Raw genomic sequence first — 19,893 nt, 5'->3', positions numbered from 1 at the left:
AGGATTGAGAAGGCAAGTACCGAGAAAGGAATTTAAACATACGCAAAAGGAAGTATTGAATAGGGAGAGGAAAAGTATATGAATAGCGAGTTTTTACGAAAGGAATTAAGGGTAGGTGAGTTGTTTAAAAACGGATTTATTAATAACTCTGTTCAGTTCAATGAAGTAGAGGTAACCACTAAGGATAATAATTCTTTTATTAGAGGTGCAGACTTTTCTGACCTAAACCTAATTCATCAATTCGATTCAGAAATATGTGTAACCAGCGATAAACATTTAATAAAACTTCACTTTTCTCTAGAGGGAACTTATTGCTACCAACCGCTTAGACACATTAAATATTTGGTTCAAATTCCAGAAAACCACTGTAATATGTTTTACTACCCAACAACTGAGGGTAGGGATATTTTTTTTAAAGGAAATGCTAAGCTATTTGAGATTTATGTAAAACCTAGTTTACTTCAAAGCTTGTTGGGAACAGAATTTGAAAGCTCTTTTGAAAAATTAAAATCTGCAATAGCTAACTCAAACTCTTTTGTTTTGTGGGATAAAAGCAAATTTATTCCTCCTCAAATTCGAAGCAAAATAAATGAGATAATACAATGCCCTTATAAAGGGCAGATTAGAAAGACATATTTAGAAAGTAAATTGACGGTTTTAATGATAGATTTTCTTTTAGGTAGGCAAACTTCTAAGCTTTCTAAGACTAACATTAAGTTGTTGAATTCAGACTATTTGGCTATTGTAAAGGTAGAAGCTCACATTAGAAACAATCTAAAAGAGCCATTGAAAATTTTAGATTTATCGAATATAGCAGGTTTTAATGCCACTAAGTTGAAAAGAGATTTTAAAAAAATATATGGCGTAACGGTGTTTAAATACATTACAGCATTACGTATGGAGGTTGCTAAGAGTTTAATAACCCAAGATGGGGCAACCATCGCTTTTGCAGCGTATGAAGTTGGTTATGCAAATCCGCAGCATTTTACTACCGCTTTTAAAAGAACTATGGGGTATGTGCCAAGTGAGTTAAAACCTGCAGTGCAATAATTGGGGATTATAACTTTATTTAATTAGCATTTTTAATATATGCTCGACGCCATTTTCGTCATTACTTAATGTACTATATTTAGCAACTTTTTTTACATTAGGATGAGCGTTTTCCATAGCAAATCCGAAATCAGATAAAGCTAGCATTTCTAGATCATTGTTATAATCTCCAAAGACCATTACTTCATCAGATTTTAAATTATAACTTTCCATAACCTTAGTTAATGCGTAGCCTTTGTGTGCATTTATATTAGAGATGTCTAACCAATTTTCACCTGATACCTTAACTTTTAAATCACCTTCGAAGTGTTTCACAAAAGGGTAAATATATTGTTCGCTACTTTCGAAGTGATAAATGGCAATTTTAATGACTTCAGAATCAAAAGCTAAAAGGTCATCTATAATCTCAAACTCGGTATAATATTCAGCGAGCTTGCTTACAAACTCATTTGACTTACCGGTTAGGTATGCTTGATGTTTACCACAAAGTACTGGGTGTATATTAGGTATTTCGTTTAGGGTTTTTAAAATATCTTGTACGTGGTTTTTATCTAAAGGTGTAGCCAGAATTTCGGTATTCTGCTTCATGGCAAAACCTCCATTTTCTGCAATGACAATTATATCATCTTTTATAGCGGCTAACTTATCTATAATACTATTGTATTGTCTACCGCTTGCTGCTACAAAAGTGATGCCTTGAGATTTCAGACCTTTAAAAATGTCAAAGAATTGATCGCTAACCTGGTGATCGGAGTTTAGAAGTGTCCCGTCCATATCAGAAACAACCATTTTAATCTTTGATAAATCCATGTATTTGTATTTTACTACAAAGATATTTCAACCAAGTTTAGTAATGTGGCTAAAAAGCAAAGTTTTACCTTTATTTAATAATTTATATAAAATGGAATTATTTCAAAACGAGATTACGTTACCGTCTTATCGAAGAGGGTTTCATATAATTACAGATATTGTGGTTAAAAGTTTCCCCGAAATTAAACAAATAGATAGCGGGTTTTTGCAGGTATTTATCAAGCATACATCTGCAAGTTTAACTATTAATGAGAATGCAGACCCAACGGTTCGTGATGATTTTGAGTCTCATATTAATGTATTAGTTCCTGAAAATGCGCCGTATTACAAACATGACTATGAAGGCTCAGACGATATGCCTGCACATATTAAAGCATCATTAATGGGAGCTTCGGTACAAATACCGGTAACTAATGGTAAACTAAATATGGGTATCTGGCAGGGAATTTATCTTTGTGAGCATAGAAATTACGCGTCTGGTAGAAATATAGTGTTGACGTTGTGGGGAAATTGAATTTTGATTAACTTGATATAAAGCAAAAGTAATATGACAACAGAAGAATCTATATTAAATAAAATTCAAATATTAATTACCAATCATTTTCAAACTCCTGAAATGGCCTTTAATTTTTTTGATAAGGATAATGATCAGAAGCTTACAAAATCAGAAATTGTTAAGCTTTTGAAAGATGCAGAAATAAGTGGGTTTATTAGAGGTATTGTTTCTTCAAAGCTAATTGAAGGCTATGATAACAATGGTGATGAGTTGATTGATTGGGAAGAGTTTAAAACGGCAATATCTAAAATTAAAAAATCCGATTCGTAAGAATCGGATTTTTCAAAAAGTGAGATTGTTATTAATTTATTTTACCTGATCTACAACTGCCTTAAAGGCATCTGGGTGATTCATTGCTAAATCTGCAAGAACTTTTCTGTTAAGTTCTATGTTATTAGCTTTTACTTTTCCCATAAAATGAGAGTAGGACATTCCGTGTTGTCTGGCACCTGCATTAATACGGGTAATCCATAATGAACGAAAAGTTCTTTTCTTGTTTCTACGGTCTCTATAAGCATATAACATTGCTTTTTCAACCGCATTTTTGGCTACTGTCCAAACGTTTTTACGTCTTCCAAAGTAACCTTTGGCTTGCTTCATTACCTTTTTTCTTCTGGCTCTTGAAGCTACTGCATTTACTGATCTTGGCATTTTTTTCTAATTTTTTGTAGTAGGCGCCCTTATAATTTAAAGGAACTTTTAAGGCCTAACTCCATGGTTAATAATTTTACCTGTTAAAGAGTTAATTACTTTAAACGTAATTGCTCTTTAATACTGTTAACATCTGCTTGATGAACTAATCCATCATGAGTTAACTTTAGCTTACGCTTTTTAGATTTTTTAGTCAAAATGTGACTCTTAAAAGCGTGCTTTCTTTTAATTTTACCTGTACCTGTAAGCTTAAAACGCTTCTTAGCACTGGATTTTGTTTTTTGTTTAGGCATTTTCTCCTAGTTTATATATTAATCTCACTTTGCATGCTAAACGCTGCCCACAATTGTAAGCAGCGTTTAGTATTTTATAAATACATTCGGTCGCAATGCGAAGCCGAAGTGTTATTTTATTTTCCCTTAGTCTTAGGCGCAATGAACATTGTCATACGCTTTCCTTCTAATTTAGGCATCTGTTCTACCTTTCCTAATTCTTCCAATTCAGAAGCTAATTTCAATAATAGAATTTCACCCTGATCTTTATAGACAATAGAACGACCTTTGAAAAATACGTACGCTTTTAGTTTAGCTCCTTCTTTAAGGAACTTTTCAGCGTGTTTCTTTTTAAAGTCATAATCATGATCATCTGTATTAGGACCAAATCTTATTTCTTTAACAACAACCTTAGAAGCTTTCGCTTTCATGGCCTTGTCTCTTTTCTTCTGCTCGTATAAAAACTTTTTATACTCCATTATTTTACAAACAGGAGGGTCAGCCTTTGGTGAAATCTCCACCAAATCCAAACCTAATTCTTCTGCTTTCTCAAGAGCCTGAGGAAAAGGATATACACCTACTTCAACATTGTCACCTACCAACCTAACTTTTGGGGCTGTTATCTTTTCATTGATATTATGGGGATTCTTATTTTCCCTTCTAGGTTGTGGTCTAAATCTTTTACGTATTGCTATGACTAAATAATTTTAATTAAACTTTCTATTCTTTAAACGTCTTTAAGGTACTATTTATTTCTTTGTTGACCAAGTCTGTAAACATAGTTACGTCTATCGCTCCTAAGTCTTCACCACCATGCTTACGCACAGAAATGGTGTTTGCCACTTCATCATTGTCCCCTACAATTAGCATAAATGGAACTTTACTCATTTCTGCTTCTCGTATTTTCTTACCAATCGTCTCGTTTCTACTATCGATAAGGGCGCGAATTTCGTTATTTTCTAGGGATTTTAAAACTTTTTGAGCATATTTTTCATGTTTTTCGCTAACAGGGAGAATAATAGCTTGTTCAGGAGTTAACCATAAAGGGAAATTACCACCTGTGTGTTCTATTAATAATGCTATAAAACGTTCCATACTTCCGAAAGGAGCACGGTGTATCATTACTGGTCTGTGTAGCTCATTGTCACTGCCTTTATATGTTAATTCGAACCTTTCTGGAAGGTTGTAATCTACTTGAATTGTACCCAATTGCCATTGCCTGCCTAAAGCATCTTTTACCATGAAATCTAATTTAGGTCCGTAAAAAGCAGCTTCACCACTTTCTATTACATAGTTAAGTCCTTTTTCTTTAGCAGCATTTATAATTGCTTGTTCTGCTTTTTCCCAGTTTTCTACCGATCCAATATATTTTTCTGGAGTATCTAAATCACGTACCGATACTTGAGCTGTGAAATCATCAAAGCCTAAAGAACCAAGTACATATAATGATAGGTCTATTACTTCTTTAAATTCCTCATCTAATTGATCTGGTGTGCAAAAAATATGTGCATCATCTTGAGTAAACCCTCTAACTCTGGTTAGACCGTGTAATTCTCCACTTTGCTCATACCTATATACAGTGCCAAATTCAGCAAATCTTTTAGGAAGTTCTTTATAGCTAAATGGTTTAGCGTTGTAAATTTCACAGTGATGCGGACAGTTCATTGGTTTCAATAAAAACTCCTCGTCTTCTTTTGGTGTATGAATAGGTTGAAAACTATCTGCACCATACTTTTCATAATGTCCAGAGGTGACATATAATTCCTTTTGACCAATATGTGGTGTAACCACCATTTCATAACCAGCTTTCTTTTGTGCCTTTTTTAAGAATTGCTCTAAGCGTTCTCTTAGTGCAGCTCCTTTTGGTAACCATAATGGTAAACCTTGTCCTACTTTTTGAGAGAAGGTAAATAGCTCTAATTCTTTGCCTAGTTTTCTATGGTCACGTTTTTTAGCTTCTTCTAAAAGTGCTAAATATTCAGTAAGCTCTTTTTGTTTTGGAAATGAGATACCATATATACGTGTTAGTTGCGGGTTGTTTTCGTTCCCTCTCCAATATGCACCGGCAACACTTAAAATCTTAATGGCTTTTACAATACCGGTATTTGGTATATGACCACCACGACATAAATCTGTAAAGGTGTCATGATCGCAAAATGTAATAGTACCGTCTTCAAGGTTTTCTATCAATTCTACTTTATACTCATTACCTTGGTTTTTGTAAAAATCAAGAGCTTTTGCTTTTGAAACAGCTCTCATTTTATAATCATGCTTACCTCTTGCAATTTCTAATGCTTTCTTTTCTATGGAAGGAAAGTCTTTATCAGAAATAGAACCTGTAGGAAGTTCAACGTCATAATAGAATCCATTATCAATCGCCGGACCTATAGTTAGCTTTACTCCTGGGTATAGTTCTTCTATAGCTTGGGCAACAATATGTGAAGTTGAATGCCAAAAAGCGGTTTTGCCTTCTTTGTCATTCCATGTATATAAAATTAAGCTCCCGTCAGTTTGTAATGGTGTGGTTGTTTCAACAATGGTATTATTGAATTTTGCAGAAATAACATTACGTGCTAATCCTTCGCTTATGCTTTTAGCAACCGCTATAGGGGTTGTGTCTTTTTCAAATTCCTTAACCGATCCGTCGGGAAGTGTAATTTTAATCATTTGTGTACATATTATAGGGTGTCAAAGATAATATGAACTATTCACGTCCGCAATAGATTCATGTTATAATGTAGGGTATACATATAGTATTGGTTATTTGTTGTTGATGTGGGGTAGTGGGGTGTCGGTAATTGAATCATATTCTTTGGGCATTTTTAAATATCTGAATAGCTGTTTTTAGTAAAATTCGATCTGTTTATTATTAGCAGAAATGGTAAAGTGTTATTTATTAGGATGTTGCATATTGATGTAAATTTTTCTTTAATTTTATTTAAATAAATAGTTGCAGTTTTAAGAATAGTGTGTACATTTGCACCCCGCAAACGAGGAAGATTAATTTGGAATCGGGCGTTGGAAAAAGGTTCATAGATATGTTGTTTTGGTTTGGCGAAAAAAAGAAAAAATATTTTTTTCGATAAAAGTTGTCAGGTTAAAAAACAGTTGTATATTTGCAGCCGCTTAGGGAAACACCTAAGGGAAACGAGGCGGGGAAATCGAGAGATTTGGAGCTGAGTGGATAGAAGTTCATTGAAATATTGTGGAGATAAGAATCGAGTTCAGGTGAGGACCTGAATGAGAGGAACAAGAATTAAGGAAACATACAATTTAGTATATCGCAAGGTATATATAAGGAATTGAATCGAGAGTCGGGGCCGGGAGAGATTTGGACTTCGTTGGGACGAATATTTACAAAACAACGATGAAGAGTTTGATCCTGGCTCAGGATGAACGCTAGCGGCAGGCCTAACACATGCAAGTCGAGGGGTAACATTTGTGCTTGCACAAGATGACGAACCATTCCGAACAGGGAAGTTAAGACCGTTTGCGCCGATGGTACTGCTATACCAAGTGGGAGAGTAGGTAGCCGCCTTTTTCGAAAGCCCTTTACAGAAATGTAAGGGGCTTTTTTTATACCATAAATTTAAGGATGGAGTTGATGTTCTAGTCTCTTGTTCTATTTTTGCCATAAACTTCAGAAGGATAATCATTTAATTAAATAATAGATTGAACAATTGTTCGATTTAAAAAGAACAGATTTAAATGTCTTACTTAAAATCATTAGAGAAAGAAGAAAAGTTCAATACCATTTCTCATGGTATAGGTGCATTATTAGCTATTGTAGGTATGGTGTTGCTGATTCAAGGAAACAATCATAAATCTGAATATGCACCATGGGGAATAGTCATATATAGTTTGTCATTAATAAGCATGTTATCAATATCTACGATATACCATGCAGTTGATAATAAAATATGGAAACTTAGAATGAGAATTCTAGATCATATTAATATTTATTATCTAATAGCAGGAACGTATACCCCCGTAGCTTTAATAACTCTTATAAATGGAAATGGATGGTTGATTTTCTTTGCAGTATGGGGTATAGCTGCTGTTGGTACTATTTTAAAATTGTTTTTTACTGGTAAGTTTGAAATTGTGTCATTACTACTTTATTTAGCAATGGGATGGCTAATAGTATTTGATTTTCAAAATTTAGTAGATAATACATCTGAATTAGGAATTCAATTATTGATGTTAGGCGGAGCTTTTTATACTATTGGTATTATTTTCTATGCGGTAAGAAGAATACCTTACAATCACTTTATCTGGCACCTTTTTGTTTTAGCTGGTGCAATTTGTCATTGGTTTTTTATCTATTTAGACGTTATATAAAGGGTGCTCGTGGTTTTGTGAACTACGAATCTATAATATCTTGATATTCCTCGTAAAACGTTTCTATAGCTAACATTGATTTATTTAAGAACTCCATGGTTTCTCTCCAACTATTTTTATTGTGAATAGAAACATCGTTAAGTTGAACAAAAATCCTTGAAATGTCTTTCTGGTTATCTAGTATAAAAAAATCTTCATAAATGGCTTCTGGAAGATATTCATCTATGAGTATTGATTTTAGAGCTACAAGTTTATCCCAAACCTTTACACGTTGTTCGAGATCTGAATCGACATCAATGGAAACCATTGCCATTTTTAAATCAAAATGAAACTTAAAGGATAGTCCTTTTACCTTGGTTTTATATAAGGTCCATTTATTTGGAAATGATTTTCCAAAAGAGATCCAAAATTCTTCACGTAATTTTCTAGAGTCTTCTTTACTGAACATTTATAAAAAATATGCGATTGTTATACCTAGTATAATAACTAGTAACTTCCTTAAATTGAATTTATGACCTTCAGAACTTTCAAATAATATTACAGTTGAAATATGTAAAAAGACACCTATTACTAAGGCGTTTAAATATACTCCGTATGTAGAAAATAATTCAATTGTATGCGATAAATAAGTGCCTAAGGGAGTCATTATAGAAAATAATATCATAAAGAGTCCGGCTTGTACTGGCTTAATGTTTGAAGCTAAAAGGAATATGCTTAATATTATTGCGATTGGTATCTTGTGAATTAGAATGCCATAAATGATTGTATCATTAGTGCTTATAGGAAGTCCTTCAAGTAGGGAATGAATACAAAGGCTTATAAACAATAACCACGGAAATTTTTGACTCTTTTTTGATATATGTACATGACCGTGTTCAGCTCCTTTAGAGAAGAATTCTAAAAATATTTGAAACAGAATTCCTAACATTATAAAAACGCCTATGGACTTTGAATCGACAGTGGAATATATTTCTGGCAGCATTTCAAAGATGGTAAGTGCTAAAAGAAAAGCACCACTAAATGCTAGTAATAGTTTAAACGATTCATTTTTTTGTGGTTTTGCAATGACCACAAAAAGAAAACTAATAAGCACTCCCAGAATAGGTAAAATATAAATCATGTAGATACTGATAAACCTTTTAAAAAAGGAAATAGGTCATTAATTAAACAGGCGTCAAAATTAGCGTATTTTTGCGGTACGAGAAAAGATGAATATGGGTAATAATTTTAAAATGGTCGCTAAGACCTTATTTGGTTTTGAAGAACTGCTTTCTAAAGAACTTAGAAATTTAGGAGCAAGTAATGTTGTAGAGGGAACTAGAAATGTTGCTTTTGAAGGCGATACTGGTTTTATGTACAAAGCTAATCTATGTTTAAGAACAGCAATTAAAATTATTAAGCCTATACATTCGTTTCGAGTTAGAGATGAAAATGATTTGTACAAGAAAATTTATGCAATGGATTGGACAGAATATCTTTCTGTCAGCGAAACCTTTGCTATTGATGCAACTGTTAATTCTGAGCAGTTTACACATTCATTATATATATCGCAAAAAACAAAAGATGCGATAGTTGATAAGTTTAGAGATACTGATGGTACAAGACCAGATGTAGATGTTAAGGATCCTGATCTACGTATAAATATTCATATTCATAATAATGATTGTAATGTTTCTCTAGATAGTTCTGGATATTCATTACATAAAAGAGGCTACCGTACGGCAACCAATATTGCGCCTATAAATGAAGTTTTAGCTTCGGGGTTGTTATTATTGAGTGGATGGGATGGTCAGTCTGACTTTTTAGATCCTATGTGTGGTAGTGGTACGATGTTAACAGAGGCAGCAATGATTGCTTGTAACATACCGGCAAATATTAATAGAAAGAGTTTTGCTTTTGAAAAATGGACAGATTTTGATGCTGATCTATTTGAGAAAATCATTGATTCAAGTTTAAAGAAAACTAGAGAGTTTCATTATAAAATTATCGGATACGATAAAGCACCTTCTGCGGTAAGAAAAGCTCAAGATAATATCGAGAATGCTAATCTAGAAGATTATATAACCGTAGAGCGAAAAGATTTTTTCAAAACAGAAAAAGAATCGGCAGGGTCGTTACATATGTGTTTTAACCCGCCATATGGAGAACGTTTAGATATTGATTTGGAAAATTTTTATAGTGCTATCGGTGATACTTTAAAACAAGGTTACCCAGGTACTAATGCATGGTTTATAACGAGTAATCTGCCAGCTTTAAAGTTTGTAGGTTTAAGACCTTCTCGTAAAATTAAAGTGTTTAACAGCCACTTAGAATCTCGTTTGGTAAAGTACGAGATGTACGAGGGTAGTAAGAAAGCGAAGTATCAAAAAAACACTGAAGAATGAAGTTAAAATACAAGGTTCTAATCTATAATTTTTTAAGTTTCGCTGTGCTCTTTGTTTTATTTCGTTACATTTTATACGTTACTGTAACAATGAACTCTCTTTATTTATCTGCTATTGCTGCCATTAGCGCTTCTTTTTTAGCGCCTAAATTTGCTGTAACAAAAATTGAGGGTGTCGATAAAATTGTGATGAAGTGGATTTTTATTAAGGGCTTTAAAATTCTATAAGCGCTCTTTTGGTTTTGGAGGACCTTGTGGTTCGTTAGATTCTTCAATCTTTTTCTTAATCTTATTTTTCTTTTTATAAAGCGGTAAGAAATAAGAAATACTATAATTATATCCGATACCGAAATTACTATCCCAAGTTACCTTGTTAAAACCCGGTACCCAAAGATTAGGAAAGCGTTCATCTTCTTTTTGACTCAAAATAAGACCTAAGCGTATGCTGGTGCCCATATATAAATTTGAGAGCAGTTCTACTTTAGTACCGAAAACGCCCTCTATCCATGTGGCATTAAGACCAGAGAATTTTTCAGGTACATCAGAACCGTTAGAAAATCCGTCTGGACTCCAGTATCTATTCGTATCGAAGTATTGATAATTATTAAGCGTATTGTCGAAAGTACTAAATGCCAAGCGACCACCCATATAAATTAAATTGCGCTCACCGTACCAGTTCGCATAATTATTTTTGTTGACACCTATTTTTATATAATTGCCCGAGGTGGTGAAATTATATAGATCTTCTTGTCTCGTTTTTTCTTCTGTACCTAGTTCTGCAGCCAAATATAAATTTTGGGTCAATCTATAATCAGCTACTATTTCGAAGCCTTTATAATTATCATCTAAAGCTCCGGTTATAATTCTACTTAAGTCAATACCCAAACCTAAGCCATATGACTGTTTGTACTCAACAGTATCTTTTGGGTTTAGATCAATAGGCTTACTTTGGCTAAATACCGAACAAGTAATTAAAATGAATAAAAGATTAATGAAATATCTTGACATGTGTAGAATCTGAGTTAGTGACTAACGATTGTGTTATTTCGATATCTTGAATCCAGTTATCAGAATCAGCGGTTACATTGGCATCCAATTCATCATAGTTAACTACAAAACCACAACCACGAGATAGAAAGTCTTCAATTCTTGAATATGAAAAATTAATGGTATCTAGGTTACCTGTTTCTGCTCCGTCATCATTGGCAGCAGAGTTCTTTATTAATATAAAGCTAGTTATGTCTTCATCAGTTTTTAATGGAATGGATATCGTACTTAAATTGCTGCGGTCTGTAACGGTATTTACGGTAACCGTTTGCCCAACACCAACGACTCTTAAAGTTGGTACTTCTTTCAAGGTAGCTGTATCTGAAATATCATAAAATTCTATGACCAGTAGGGGAGTGTCCCCTTCTACGCAGATATCATCTTTTTCACATGATAAAGAGATAATAATCCCTAGAAAAATTAATAATCCGATTTGAAATCTTCTCATTTTAAACTTTCTTTTCTAAAAGTACAACATTTTCTACGTGATGGGTCTGCGGAAACATATCTACAGGTTGCACCTTCGTAATATCATACATCTCTTTCATTAGCTCTAAATCTCTTGCCTGTGTTGCGCTATTGCAGCTCACGTAGACTACTTTTTTAGGCGCTATGTTTAGTATTTGCTGAACCACATCTTTATGCATACCATCACGCGGAGGATCGGTAATAATAACATCTGGCACACCGTTTTGAGCAATAAACTGTTCGTTGAATACATTTTTCATATCGCCAACAAAGAAATCGACGTTTTCAATTTCGTTTCGTTCAGCATTTTCTTTGGCGTCTAAAATTGCTTCAGGTACAGATTCTATACCCACTACTTTTTTTGCTTTTTTAGAAACAAATTGGGCAATAGTACCAGTACCTGTGTACAAATCATATACCAACTCATCACCTTTTAAATCGGCAAAATTTCTGGTAATTTTATATAACTCGTATGCTTGCTCTGAATTTGTTTGATAAAAAGACTTGGCATTGATCTTAAATTTTAGCCCTTCCATTTCTTCAAAAATATGGTCTCTACCAGAAAAACAGATAATTTCTTGATCGTAAATGGTATCATTCTGTTTTGGATTGATAACGTATAATAAAGATGTTATCTCAGGAAAAGTTACGGCAAGGTGATTTAAGAGTAATTCTCTTTTCTCTTTATCGTCTTCAAAAAACTGCACCAATAGCATGATTTCGCCAATAGATGACGTACGTATCATTAAAGTACGTAGCAGGCCATATTGATTTCTTGGATTAAAAAATGTTAATCCGTTTTCAACGGCAAATTTTTTGGTTTCTAAACGTATAGCGTTCGATGGGTCTTTTTGTAGATGACATTTTTTGATGTCCAAAATCTTGTCCCACATGCCAGGTATATGAAAACCTAGGGCATTTCTATCTTCAATTTGATTATCAGACTTTACTTCTTCGAGCGTTAACCAACGACTATCAGAAAAAGAAAATTCCATTTTGTTTCTGTAGAAATATTGTTGCTCTGAGCCAAGAATTGGTGTCATTTCTGGTAAATCTAAATGACCTATTCTTTTTAAATTGTTCTCTACTTCTTTCTGTTTATAAAATAGTTGGTGTTCGTAGCCCATATCTTGCCACTTACAGCCTCCACAAACATTAAAATGCTGACAAACCGGGTCTACTCTTTTGTCTGAAAGACTATGAAAGTTAATAGCAGTTCCTTCAAAATAAGCTTTTCTCTTTTTGGTAGTTTGTACATCTACCACGTCGCCCGGTACACTGTTGTTTAAGAAAATAACCCTACCATCTGGGGCTTTACCAATAGTTTTACCCTTTGCAGCTGCATCGGTTACCATTACATTTTCAAAAACTACTCGCTTTGTCTTTTTTCGCATGTGGCAAAAGTAAGCATCCGTTGGCATTTATTATAACTAATAAACATAGTAGGGCTGTTATATTTAGTTAAAAAAGATAGTTTATTAGAGTAGATAAGAAATGATTTGTTTTTATATAAATGAAAAAGTCCGGAAACCTTTGATGTAAGATTTCCGGACTCTAAAAAGTTAAATAGTTTTTTGTTACTATTTAGTTTTATTGAATTTATTTAAAATTCTTTCCATTTGCTTACCAGCAGCTTCTCTACCTCCAAGTCCAAATGATAAAGCAATCGTTACAGCAATGGTACCCAAGGTAATACCAAAAGCCATATTTATAATTTCATCGCCAATACCCATAGTTTTAAGACCCATTGCCAAGAAAATAGCTAAAATGCACATTCTAACAATTGATGCAACAAAAAGACTGTTTTCATCTTTAGCCATTGCTTTGTGAGCTGTAGAGGCTATCCAGTTTCCTATGATTAAAATTACTAATCCGAAAAGAATATTTCCAGAAACACCTACTAAAGTGTCTAGTACATTAGTAAGTTTTTCAAATTCTAATTTTTCTAATGCAGTGGTAATTCCGAAAAGAACAATGAAAAAGTAAACAACATTACCTAGAAGTTTTGCAAGGTTTGTATTTGATGATAAGCTACTTAAATTCATTCTGTTAACAATACCATCTAAATTTAAACTCTCTAATAAGTCTGTAACCAAGCCAGCAACAAATTTACCTCCGATAACGAATATCAACAATATAAGTACAGCAACGATTATTTTAGGTATAGCATTAAAGAACTGTTCTAGCATATGAGTTGCAGGAACAGAGATAGCATCCATATTTAAAATATTCAATGCAGTAATTAATAAAGGTATAAAGATGAAAATGAAAACGACTTTTTTAAGTATGTTGACTAAATTTAAATTTTCTGGTAATTTTAATTTAGGTACAAAGCTTTGTATGGTTTCTCCAGAAAGACCTACTAGTTCAGAAACTATGGTAGCTAGCATATAACCGATATAACCTACTAAACCTGCACCTACTATATTAGGTATGTAATCAGTAAAGCCATTTAGTAAATTTTTGACAGGGTCTAAAACACTTGTCATACCCAGTTTTTCTAAGGCTAGCATGAAAACAAAAATCATGATAAAGAAATATACAAGTTTTCCGATAAATGAAGAAAGTACAACTTTACCCGACCCTAATTTACTGTCGATATTAGTCCGTTTAATTAGTTTGGTAATAAGTCTTTTCAAGAATCCGGCAATAAACCATCCTATAAGAAGGATTAGTATTGCGCCGATTGTGGTGGGTAAAAAATCGCCGACTGAGTTAGAAAGGCTAGACATCATGTTCTCTAAATAATTCATAGTGTTCTTTTTATAATAAATTGGTTCTATGTATTAGGACACAATTTTTTGTTAAAGGTCACATTTTATCATAGTTCATAGGTTCTTTTAGATTTTATAGTAGTTCAAAAAAAATATTTATTATGTTTGTAATTCTACAGGATGATTTCTCTCCCACGCTGAATTTTCGCCCCGATTTCTTTTTCGGGATTTGAAAGGAAAAAGGTATAGAAGGAATTGCTAAAGTTTTATTTAAAGTAATTTTTATCATGTCAATTTTAGAAAACATCACTTCTAAGGATGCTATTGCATTAGAAGAAAAACACGGAGCCCACAATTATCACCCATTACCTGTTGTATTAAGCAAAGGAGAAGGTGTTCATGTTTGGGATGTGGAAGGAAAAAAATACTATGACTTTCTTTCTGCTTACTCTGCAGTAAACCAGGGGCATTGTCACCCAAAAATTGTAAATGCAATGACAGAGCAAGCCAAGACATTGTCTTTGACCTCTAGAGCATTTTACAATGATATGTTGGGTAAGTATGAGAAATATGCAACAGAGACTTTTCATTTCGATAAGTTATTACCAATGAATACGGGTGCAGAAGCTGTAGAGACGGCTTTGAAAATTTGTAGAAAATGGGCATATGAAGAAAAAGGTATTGCAGAAAATACGGCTGAAATTGTTGTTTGCGAGAACAATTTTCATGGTCGTACAACTACAATTATTTCTTTTTCTAACGATCCTGTAGCTCGTAAGAACTTCGGACCATATACTGACGGATTCATTAAAATAGAGTACGATAATTTATCTGCTCTTGAAGAAGTTTTAAAATCAAACTCAAACGTAGCAGGCTTTTTGGTAGAACCTATTCAAGGGGAAGCGGGAGTTTATGTGCCTTCTGAAGGTTATTTAAGCGGAGCTAAAGCATTATGTGAAAAGTATAATGTATTGTTTATTGCAGATGAAGTACAAACAGGTATTGCTAGAACAGGTCGTTTACTGGCTACTTGTGGTAATTGTTCTTGTGCAGATAAGCATTGTAGTGGTACACCAGAAATTAAACCAGATATTTTAATATTAGGTAAAGCCTTGTCTGGTGGTGCTTACCCAGTTTCTGCTGTTTTGGCGAATGATGCCATTATGAATGTTATACGACCAGGAAATCATGGTAGTACGTTTGGTGGTAACCCAATTGCTGCTGCTGTTGGTATGGCTGCTTTAGAAGTTGTAAAAGACGAGAAGCTTGCAGAAAATGCATTTGAATTAGGTGAACTTTTTAGAGCAGAACTCAATAAATTTATACCGACTACCGATTTGGTAAATAGTGTTCGTGGTAAAGGTCTTTTAAATGCAATACTTATTAATGACAGTGAAGATAGTTCTACTGCATGGGATATTTGTATGGCCTTAAAAGAAAACGGATTACTGGCAAAACCAACACATGGTAATATTATAAGATTCGCGCCACCATTGGTGATGACAAAAGAACAACTTTTAGATTGTGTTTCTATTATTATAAAAACACTGAAAGAGTTTAAAAACTAGTAATAAAAAATCCCCGATGTAAATCGGGGATTTTTTTTGATTATTATTTTCTTATTGAAAATCGGCTGTCATAAAGAAAGCCATTATCAATCCGAAATAAAGAATGCAAAACACTAGATATATTAGGGCTAAAGCTAGACCTACATAAGAGAGAATTCTTCCCGTACTAATATTTTCATATCCTCTATAATTACCAGGATTAGCCTCGTAATGTCTCTTTGCTGTTTTAGCATTGCTTAAACCAATAAAACTGAATATGGCACCAAAAGGACCACAGCAGAAAAGGGTTAGTACAATAGATAAAATGCCAAAAGTTAATGCGTTGCTAGAACCTGGTATTTGTTGGTACTCTGAATTGTTCATTTAGTTATTGAGAGTATTGTTCAGTCATTATTTGAACTTGTTCCATATATGCTTCCCATCCACCAATACTCATGATACCGTAGATTGAATATGCTAAATAAAGAATACCAATAACTAATACAATAATTGAAACTGTTTTAGTAGTTTTTAAAGTACTATAGTTAGAATAGTTGTCAGGGTTTTCTTTATATGTTTTTTCGTCTTTAGTCGCTAGAAAATAAGCAATACCGCCAAATAGAATTCCAGGTACTCCACCAAAGCAGCAGCATACAAATCCTAAAATAGCTAGTACTAATGCTAACGTTACATTGGGTAATTTTTGTTGTTCCATAATTTAAAGGTTTAGTTATTAGATGAATTTTAAAATATAATTGGTTAGTATAAAACCTACGGTGCTTACCATAAGCGTAATTGTAATTGTATTTGAGTGTTTAATTGGGTATAGTTTATTAAGCCCTAAAAAGCCAAAGAGTAATAGCATAGGGTAAATAGCTGGGTACATTAGAAAAGCGGATATAAACTCACCTTTTATTAAAAATAATAGTGAGCGCTGTAACCCACAGCCAGGGCAATCTACGCCCAATAACTGTTTGGTAAAACAGGGTAGCATGAAACTTTCTAATCCCAGAAAAATAAGTAATGCCTTAAGGCGCATCTGTAAATAAATTAATAGTCCGAAAATTACCATTATTTTTGTGTATTCAAAACAAAAACATGTCTCATTTTAATATTGGCGATACCGTAGAAACAATTGATGATGTTATTAAAGGCGTTGTTGAATCTATTAATGGTACTAATATTACCATGTTAAGTGACGATGGTTTTCCTTTAACATTCGCTGCTAGTGAGCTGGTTTTAATTGCAGACGATATTAGAGTTTCTAATTATGAAATCGCTCAAATTAAAAAGGAAAAGGAAATACCTAAGCGTAGAAAGGCAACAGTTTTAAAGGCTAAAGAACGTACTGCACCAAAAATGGAAGTTGATTTACATATCAATCAACTAATGAAAAACCCTAAATCGGTAAGTAAGTACGATATGCTCAACCTACAGTTAGATACTGCTAAACGTCAGTTAGATTTTGCCATTAGTAAACGAATACAAAAAATTGTATTTATACATGGTGTTGGCGAAGGTGTATTAAAAGAAGAATTAGGCTACTTGTTCAGAAAATACGATAACGTAAAATATTACGATGCAGATTATCAAAAATATGGGCTAGGGGCTACCGAAGTCTATATTTTTCAGAATTTTTAGATTACTCTGCAGTTGTAGTTACAGTACCAAATTCACTTATTTGTAAATCTGTAATTCTACTACCGTTTTCATTTAAAAAGGTTATACCGCTAAGTTGAATGGTATGTGTGAATGTAATACTGTCTTCAGTAGTTGTCGTTACAATTATATCACCACTTTCAGCTTCAATTTCTTCTAAAACAGTTGGTGTAAGTGGTGGTGGCGAATCGCAGAAATATGCATTAGTAACAGTCTCTGAGAAAATTCTATAACTAATTTGCGAATTACCAGGTACTGCACTTTCTAAACTAGAAACCGTTACTTCATTTTTTAATAGTCCGCTGGGGATGGTCAAAATTAATGCCTCATCACCATTTATCTTGAACAGTACATTTTCGGTCGTCGCAAAAACATCATTACAGCTTTGAATAGTTTCGATACTATCAAAATCTACAGTTTCTATTTGAAGGTCACCATCATTACATCCAAAGAACAAAATCGAACAACCAATTAAGAGGTATTTTTTCATAATTCAAATTTAATTTAAAAATTGGAAATCTGTCTGTAGCATCACTGTCAATTATGGGTTAATTAACTATTTTTGTTCATTATTTATTTTAAGAGTAGGCTTATATGAAACATGTATATTTAGATAATGCAGCCACTACGCAAATTCATCCTAATGTTATTGCAAAAATGCAAGATGCCTTAGGTACTTATGGTAACCCTTCTTCTACACATAGTTTTGGTAGAACGGCAAAGACAGCCATTGAAAGTGCTCGTAAAACTATTGCTAAGTATATTAATGCACAGCCTTCAGAAATTATTTTTACATCTGGTGGTACCGAGGCAGATAATATGATTATTAGATGTGCTGTTCGCGATTTAGATGTAAAAACTATTATTACTACTAGAATTGAGCACCATGCAGTTTTACATACGGTAGAAGAGTTAGAGCAAAAGGGCTCAATTCAATTATTATATGTGGATTTAGATGCATTTGGTAATCCTGATGTTGCCCATTTAGAAACTCTTTTGCAGAAAGACGATTCTAAGAAGTTGGTTAGCTTAATGCATGTAAACAATGAAATTGGAAATAAAATAGACTTAGAAGAGATTACGCTTTTGTCGAAGAAATACGGAGCTTTAGTTCATTCTGATACGGTACAATCTCTCGGACATTTTAATTGGGATGTAAAAGCATTCCCTATAGATTTCTTAGCCGCCGCAGCGCATAAGTTTCACGGTCCAAAAGGAATTGGTTTTGCTTTTATTCGTAAAAATTCTGGTTTAAGCAGTATGATATCTGGCGGAACTCAAGAACGCGGACTTAGAGCTGGTACCGAGTCTTTTCATAATATCGTAGGGTTAGAAGAAGCTTTTAAACATGCTTATGATAATTTAGAGGAAGACAAGAAATATGTTGAGGGATTAAAATCTTACTTCGTCGAGCAGGTTAATAAAGAAATACCAGGTGCCAAATTTAATGGACATTCGGGTGATTTAGATAAAAGTACTTATACTTTAGTGAATGTTTGTTTGCCTATTTCTGAAGCTAAGTCAATGCTACTTTTATTCAATTTAGATATGAAAGGTATTGCCTGTTCTAAAGGTAGTGCTTGCCAGTCTGGTAGCGATGCAGGTTCTCACGTACTTGCACAAGTATTGTCTGCTGAAGATATGAAAAAGCCATCTGTACGCTTTTCATTTTCTACGTATACTACCAAAGAAGAAATCGATTATACTATCGGAGTTTTAAAAGATATTATAGAAGCGTAGTTAGTTCTTACGATCGCGTTTACGCTCTCTCTCGTAGGGGAATTTTCTAATCGCTAACTTCATCATACGATCAATAAGGTCGGTGGTATTTTTGCCAGTTTTCTTATTAATTTCCTTTTCGTATTTCCAAAGTAATTTACCAGAACCACCATCGCTTATCTTAATACCAATACGGCCATAATTAGCACCGCCTGAGAAGTAATCGGTGAAACTGAACTCTGTTGGTACGCCGTTAGATAGTAGTATGTTCAAATCTAAAGTGCCACTGATAATGCCATCTACCCCTAAAATTTCACTTAGCTCTTTGGTAGTATAGACATCGATGTTGTCATAGCTAATATTTTTCTTTGCTAATATAGCAGCCGTATTTTCGATGTTCTGAAAGGTTACCGGTAACTTTTTCTTTTTACTACGTTTAGAAAAATACGTCTCTAAAGCATTTTGTACAGCATAACCTTCGTTCTCTTCCAGCCTTTTTTGTTCAGATTTAGAGACTTTTTCATTTAAATCTAAATTGGTCAAGAAAGGTATAATAGCTAAAATATTATGATCAGCACTCAAGGCATCAAAACTCGGACTTTCATAAATGTTTTTCTGAGCCACAACGGCGAAAGAAGAAATAAGTGCTAGTAAGAAAAGTATTCTTTTCATTTGT

General features: G+C 33.5%; 24 protein-coding genes. 8 read left to right on the top strand and 16 right to left on the bottom strand.

Annotated elements, in window-relative coordinates; all coding sequences use genetic code 11:
- The first annotated feature begins 78 nt into the window (after positions 1-78).
- Positions 79-1,050 (top strand): helix-turn-helix domain-containing protein, encoded by a 972-nt coding sequence (locus ACJJVT_RS09420; protein WP_405398175.1) that lies wholly within the window; start codon positions 79-81, stop codon positions 1,048-1,050.
- A 15-nt stretch (positions 1,051-1,065) separates the two neighbouring features.
- On the opposite strand, the gene ACJJVT_RS09415 is transcribed toward ACJJVT_RS09420, so the two are convergent.
- On the bottom strand, positions 1,066-1,860 hold the full coding sequence (locus ACJJVT_RS09415) for an HAD family hydrolase (protein ID WP_405398173.1): 795 nt from the start codon (positions 1,858-1,860) through the stop codon (positions 1,066-1,068).
- A gap of 91 nt (positions 1,861-1,951) precedes the next feature.
- Here ACJJVT_RS09415 and ACJJVT_RS09410 point away from each other — a divergent pair, with 91 nt between their 5' ends.
- Positions 1,952-2,374, top strand: a complete 423-nt coding sequence (locus ACJJVT_RS09410; RefSeq protein WP_405398172.1) for a secondary thiamine-phosphate synthase enzyme YjbQ — start codon at positions 1,952-1,954, stop codon at positions 2,372-2,374.
- 33 nt (positions 2,375-2,407) lie between these two features.
- Positions 2,408-2,686 (top strand): EF-hand domain-containing protein, encoded by a 279-nt coding sequence (locus tag ACJJVT_RS09405; protein WP_405398170.1) that lies wholly within the window; start codon positions 2,408-2,410, stop codon positions 2,684-2,686.
- 36 nt (positions 2,687-2,722) lie between these two features.
- Here ACJJVT_RS09405 and rplT read toward each other — a convergent pair whose 3' ends face one another.
- From rplT to thrS, 4 genes are all read right to left on the bottom strand, one after another.
- Positions 2,723-3,067, bottom strand: a complete 345-nt coding sequence (gene rplT / locus ACJJVT_RS09400) for a 50S ribosomal protein L20 (protein WP_405398168.1) — start codon at positions 3,065-3,067, stop codon at positions 2,723-2,725.
- A 95-nt stretch (positions 3,068-3,162) separates the two neighbouring features.
- The gene (gene rpmI, locus ACJJVT_RS09395; protein WP_027064530.1) at positions 3,163-3,360 is read right to left on the bottom strand and encodes a 50S ribosomal protein L35; all 198 of its coding nucleotides are present in this window, start codon (positions 3,358-3,360) and stop codon (positions 3,163-3,165) included.
- 116 nt (positions 3,361-3,476) lie between these two features.
- Complete coding sequence (infC, locus tag ACJJVT_RS09390; RefSeq protein ID WP_084135105.1) at positions 3,477-4,034, bottom strand: translation initiation factor IF-3; 558 nt, start codon at positions 4,032-4,034, stop codon at positions 3,477-3,479.
- 25 nt (positions 4,035-4,059) lie between these two features.
- Positions 4,060-6,006 carry a threonine--tRNA ligase gene (gene thrS / locus ACJJVT_RS09385; protein ID WP_405398166.1) on the bottom strand — a complete coding sequence of 649 codons (1,947 nt, stop codon included), beginning with the start codon at positions 6,004-6,006 and terminating at the stop codon, positions 4,060-4,062.
- A 1,041-nt stretch (positions 6,007-7,047) separates the two neighbouring features.
- Between thrS and ACJJVT_RS09380 the strand changes: the two genes are divergently transcribed.
- Positions 7,048-7,680 (top strand): hemolysin III family protein, encoded by a 633-nt coding sequence (locus tag ACJJVT_RS09380; protein ID WP_405398165.1) that lies wholly within the window; start codon positions 7,048-7,050, stop codon positions 7,678-7,680.
- Between the two features lie 22 nt (positions 7,681-7,702).
- Here ACJJVT_RS09380 and ACJJVT_RS09375 read toward each other — a convergent pair whose 3' ends face one another.
- On the bottom strand, positions 7,703-8,128 hold the full coding sequence (locus tag ACJJVT_RS09375; RefSeq protein WP_405398164.1) for a DUF4268 domain-containing protein: 426 nt from the start codon (positions 8,126-8,128) through the stop codon (positions 7,703-7,705).
- Positions 8,129-8,800 (bottom strand): ZIP family metal transporter, encoded by a 672-nt coding sequence (locus ACJJVT_RS09370; protein WP_405398163.1) that lies wholly within the window; start codon positions 8,798-8,800, stop codon positions 8,129-8,131. It lies immediately after the preceding gene.
- A 94-nt stretch (positions 8,801-8,894) separates the two neighbouring features.
- On the opposite strand from ACJJVT_RS09370, the gene ACJJVT_RS09365 reads away from it, so the two are divergent.
- The gene (locus ACJJVT_RS09365; protein WP_405398161.1) at positions 8,895-10,064 is read left to right on the top strand and encodes a class I SAM-dependent RNA methyltransferase; all 1,170 of its coding nucleotides are present in this window, start codon (positions 8,895-8,897) and stop codon (positions 10,062-10,064) included.
- A 221-nt stretch (positions 10,065-10,285) separates the two neighbouring features.
- Here ACJJVT_RS09365 and ACJJVT_RS09360 read toward each other — a convergent pair whose 3' ends face one another.
- The 4 genes from ACJJVT_RS09360 to ACJJVT_RS09345 form a co-directional block, all read right to left on the bottom strand.
- Complete coding sequence (locus ACJJVT_RS09360) at positions 10,286-11,071, bottom strand: DUF6048 family protein (RefSeq protein ID WP_405398160.1); 786 nt, start codon at positions 11,069-11,071, stop codon at positions 10,286-10,288.
- A complete protein-coding gene (locus ACJJVT_RS09355) occupies positions 11,052-11,558 on the bottom strand; it encodes a DUF6452 family protein (protein ID WP_405398159.1) in 507 nt (168 codons plus the stop codon). Before ACJJVT_RS09355 ends, ACJJVT_RS09360 begins: the two co-directional genes overlap by 20 nt.
- A 1-nt stretch (position 11,559) precedes the next feature.
- Complete coding sequence (gene rlmD, locus ACJJVT_RS09350) at positions 11,560-12,972, bottom strand: 23S rRNA (uracil(1939)-C(5))-methyltransferase RlmD (RefSeq protein WP_405398158.1); 1,413 nt, start codon at positions 12,970-12,972, stop codon at positions 11,560-11,562.
- 186 nt (positions 12,973-13,158) lie between these two features.
- Entirely contained in the window at positions 13,159-14,331 is a 1,173-nt protein-coding gene (locus tag ACJJVT_RS09345) for a mechanosensitive ion channel (protein WP_405398157.1), read from the bottom strand.
- 248 nt (positions 14,332-14,579) lie between these two features.
- On the opposite strand from ACJJVT_RS09345, the gene rocD reads away from it, so the two are divergent.
- Positions 14,580-15,860, top strand: a complete 1,281-nt coding sequence (gene rocD, locus ACJJVT_RS09340; protein ID WP_405398156.1) for an ornithine--oxo-acid transaminase — start codon at positions 14,580-14,582, stop codon at positions 15,858-15,860.
- Between the two features lie 51 nt (positions 15,861-15,911).
- Here rocD and ACJJVT_RS09335 read toward each other — a convergent pair whose 3' ends face one another.
- Genes ACJJVT_RS09335 through ACJJVT_RS09325 form a run of 3 tightly spaced genes read right to left on the bottom strand, consistent with a single transcriptional unit; the run spans position 15,912 to position 16,833 of the window.
- Positions 15,912-16,223 (bottom strand): CCC motif membrane protein, encoded by a 312-nt coding sequence (locus ACJJVT_RS09335; RefSeq protein WP_073246047.1) that lies wholly within the window; start codon positions 16,221-16,223, stop codon positions 15,912-15,914.
- A gap of 4 nt (positions 16,224-16,227) precedes the next feature.
- Positions 16,228-16,554: a CCC motif membrane protein gene (locus ACJJVT_RS09330; protein ID WP_405398155.1), complete on the bottom strand. Its 327-nt coding sequence runs from the start codon at positions 16,552-16,554 to the stop codon at positions 16,228-16,230.
- Positions 16,555-16,572: 18 nt separating this feature from the next.
- Entirely contained in the window at positions 16,573-16,833 is a 261-nt protein-coding gene (locus tag ACJJVT_RS09325) for a DUF2752 domain-containing protein (RefSeq protein WP_299325220.1), read from the bottom strand.
- A 104-nt stretch (positions 16,834-16,937) separates the two neighbouring features.
- On the opposite strand from ACJJVT_RS09325, the gene ACJJVT_RS09320 reads away from it, so the two are divergent.
- The gene (locus tag ACJJVT_RS09320; RefSeq protein WP_405398154.1) at positions 16,938-17,480 is read left to right on the top strand and encodes a Smr/MutS family protein; all 543 of its coding nucleotides are present in this window, start codon (positions 16,938-16,940) and stop codon (positions 17,478-17,480) included.
- A gap of 1 nt (position 17,481) precedes the next feature.
- Here the strand turns inward: ACJJVT_RS09320 and ACJJVT_RS09315 are convergent, their stop codons facing one another.
- Positions 17,482-17,988, bottom strand: a complete 507-nt coding sequence (locus tag ACJJVT_RS09315; protein ID WP_405398153.1) for a hypothetical protein — start codon at positions 17,986-17,988, stop codon at positions 17,482-17,484.
- A gap of 104 nt (positions 17,989-18,092) precedes the next feature.
- Here ACJJVT_RS09315 and ACJJVT_RS09310 point away from each other — a divergent pair, with 104 nt between their 5' ends.
- The gene (locus ACJJVT_RS09310; protein ID WP_405398152.1) at positions 18,093-19,238 is read left to right on the top strand and encodes a cysteine desulfurase family protein; all 1,146 of its coding nucleotides are present in this window, start codon (positions 18,093-18,095) and stop codon (positions 19,236-19,238) included.
- On the opposite strand, the gene ACJJVT_RS09305 is transcribed toward ACJJVT_RS09310, so the two are convergent.
- Complete coding sequence (locus ACJJVT_RS09305) at positions 19,239-19,889, bottom strand: hypothetical protein (RefSeq protein WP_405398151.1); 651 nt, start codon at positions 19,887-19,889, stop codon at positions 19,239-19,241. It abuts the gene before it with no gap.
- Positions 19,890-19,893: the final 4 nt, after the last annotated feature.

This window comes from Maribacter sp. Asnod2-G09 (assembly GCF_045063795.1).
Taxonomy (GTDB): domain Bacteria; phylum Bacteroidota; class Bacteroidia; order Flavobacteriales; family Flavobacteriaceae; genus Maribacter.
The sequence above is the reverse complement of the archived record's forward strand: the minus strand, read 5'-3'. Positions and strand labels throughout refer to the sequence as shown.

Coding starts and splice junctions, on each gene's coding strand:
- rplT (WP_405398168.1), bottom strand. CDS start 3,067: ATGCCAAGATCAGTAAATGCAGTAGCTTCAAGAGCCAGAAGAAAAAAG.
- ACJJVT_RS09410 (WP_405398172.1), top strand. CDS start 1,952: ATGGAATTATTTCAAAACGAGATTACGTTACCGTCTTATCGAAGAGGG.
- ACJJVT_RS09415 (WP_405398173.1), bottom strand. CDS start 1,860: ATGGATTTATCAAAGATTAAAATGGTTGTTTCTGATATGGACGGGACA.
- ACJJVT_RS09315 (WP_405398153.1), bottom strand. CDS start 17,988: ATGAAAAAATACCTCTTAATTGGTTGTTCGATTTTGTTCTTTGGATGT.
- rocD (WP_405398156.1), top strand. CDS start 14,580: ATGTCAATTTTAGAAAACATCACTTCTAAGGATGCTATTGCATTAGAA.
- ACJJVT_RS09360 (WP_405398160.1), bottom strand. CDS start 11,071: ATGTCAAGATATTTCATTAATCTTTTATTCATTTTAATTACTTGTTCG.
- ACJJVT_RS09420 (WP_405398175.1), top strand. CDS start 79: ATGAATAGCGAGTTTTTACGAAAGGAATTAAGGGTAGGTGAGTTGTTT.
- ACJJVT_RS09375 (WP_405398164.1), bottom strand. CDS start 8,128: ATGTTCAGTAAAGAAGACTCTAGAAAATTACGTGAAGAATTTTGGATC.
- ACJJVT_RS09330 (WP_405398155.1), bottom strand. CDS start 16,554: ATGGAACAACAAAAATTACCCAATGTAACGTTAGCATTAGTACTAGCT.
- ACJJVT_RS09325 (WP_299325220.1), bottom strand. CDS start 16,833: ATGCTACCCTGTTTTACCAAACAGTTATTGGGCGTAGATTGCCCTGGC.
- ACJJVT_RS09305 (WP_405398151.1), bottom strand. CDS start 19,889: ATGAAAAGAATACTTTTCTTACTAGCACTTATTTCTTCTTTCGCCGTT.
- ACJJVT_RS09355 (WP_405398159.1), bottom strand. CDS start 11,558: ATGAGAAGATTTCAAATCGGATTATTAATTTTTCTAGGGATTATTATC.
- ACJJVT_RS09320 (WP_405398154.1), top strand. CDS start 16,938: ATGTCTCATTTTAATATTGGCGATACCGTAGAAACAATTGATGATGTT.
- thrS (WP_405398166.1), bottom strand. CDS start 6,006: ATGATTAAAATTACACTTCCCGACGGATCGGTTAAGGAATTTGAAAAA.
- ACJJVT_RS09370 (WP_405398163.1), bottom strand. CDS start 8,800: ATGATTTATATTTTACCTATTCTGGGAGTGCTTATTAGTTTTCTTTTT.
- ACJJVT_RS09335 (WP_073246047.1), bottom strand. CDS start 16,223: ATGAACAATTCAGAGTACCAACAAATACCAGGTTCTAGCAACGCATTA.
- ACJJVT_RS09405 (WP_405398170.1), top strand. CDS start 2,408: ATGACAACAGAAGAATCTATATTAAATAAAATTCAAATATTAATTACC.
- rlmD (WP_405398158.1), bottom strand. CDS start 12,972: ATGCGAAAAAAGACAAAGCGAGTAGTTTTTGAAAATGTAATGGTAACC.
- ACJJVT_RS09345 (WP_405398157.1), bottom strand. CDS start 14,331: ATGAATTATTTAGAGAACATGATGTCTAGCCTTTCTAACTCAGTCGGC.
- ACJJVT_RS09310 (WP_405398152.1), top strand. CDS start 18,093: ATGAAACATGTATATTTAGATAATGCAGCCACTACGCAAATTCATCCT.
- ACJJVT_RS09380 (WP_405398165.1), top strand. CDS start 7,048: ATGTCTTACTTAAAATCATTAGAGAAAGAAGAAAAGTTCAATACCATT.
- rpmI (WP_027064530.1), bottom strand. CDS start 3,360: ATGCCTAAACAAAAAACAAAATCCAGTGCTAAGAAGCGTTTTAAGCTT.
- ACJJVT_RS09365 (WP_405398161.1), top strand. CDS start 8,895: ATGGGTAATAATTTTAAAATGGTCGCTAAGACCTTATTTGGTTTTGAA.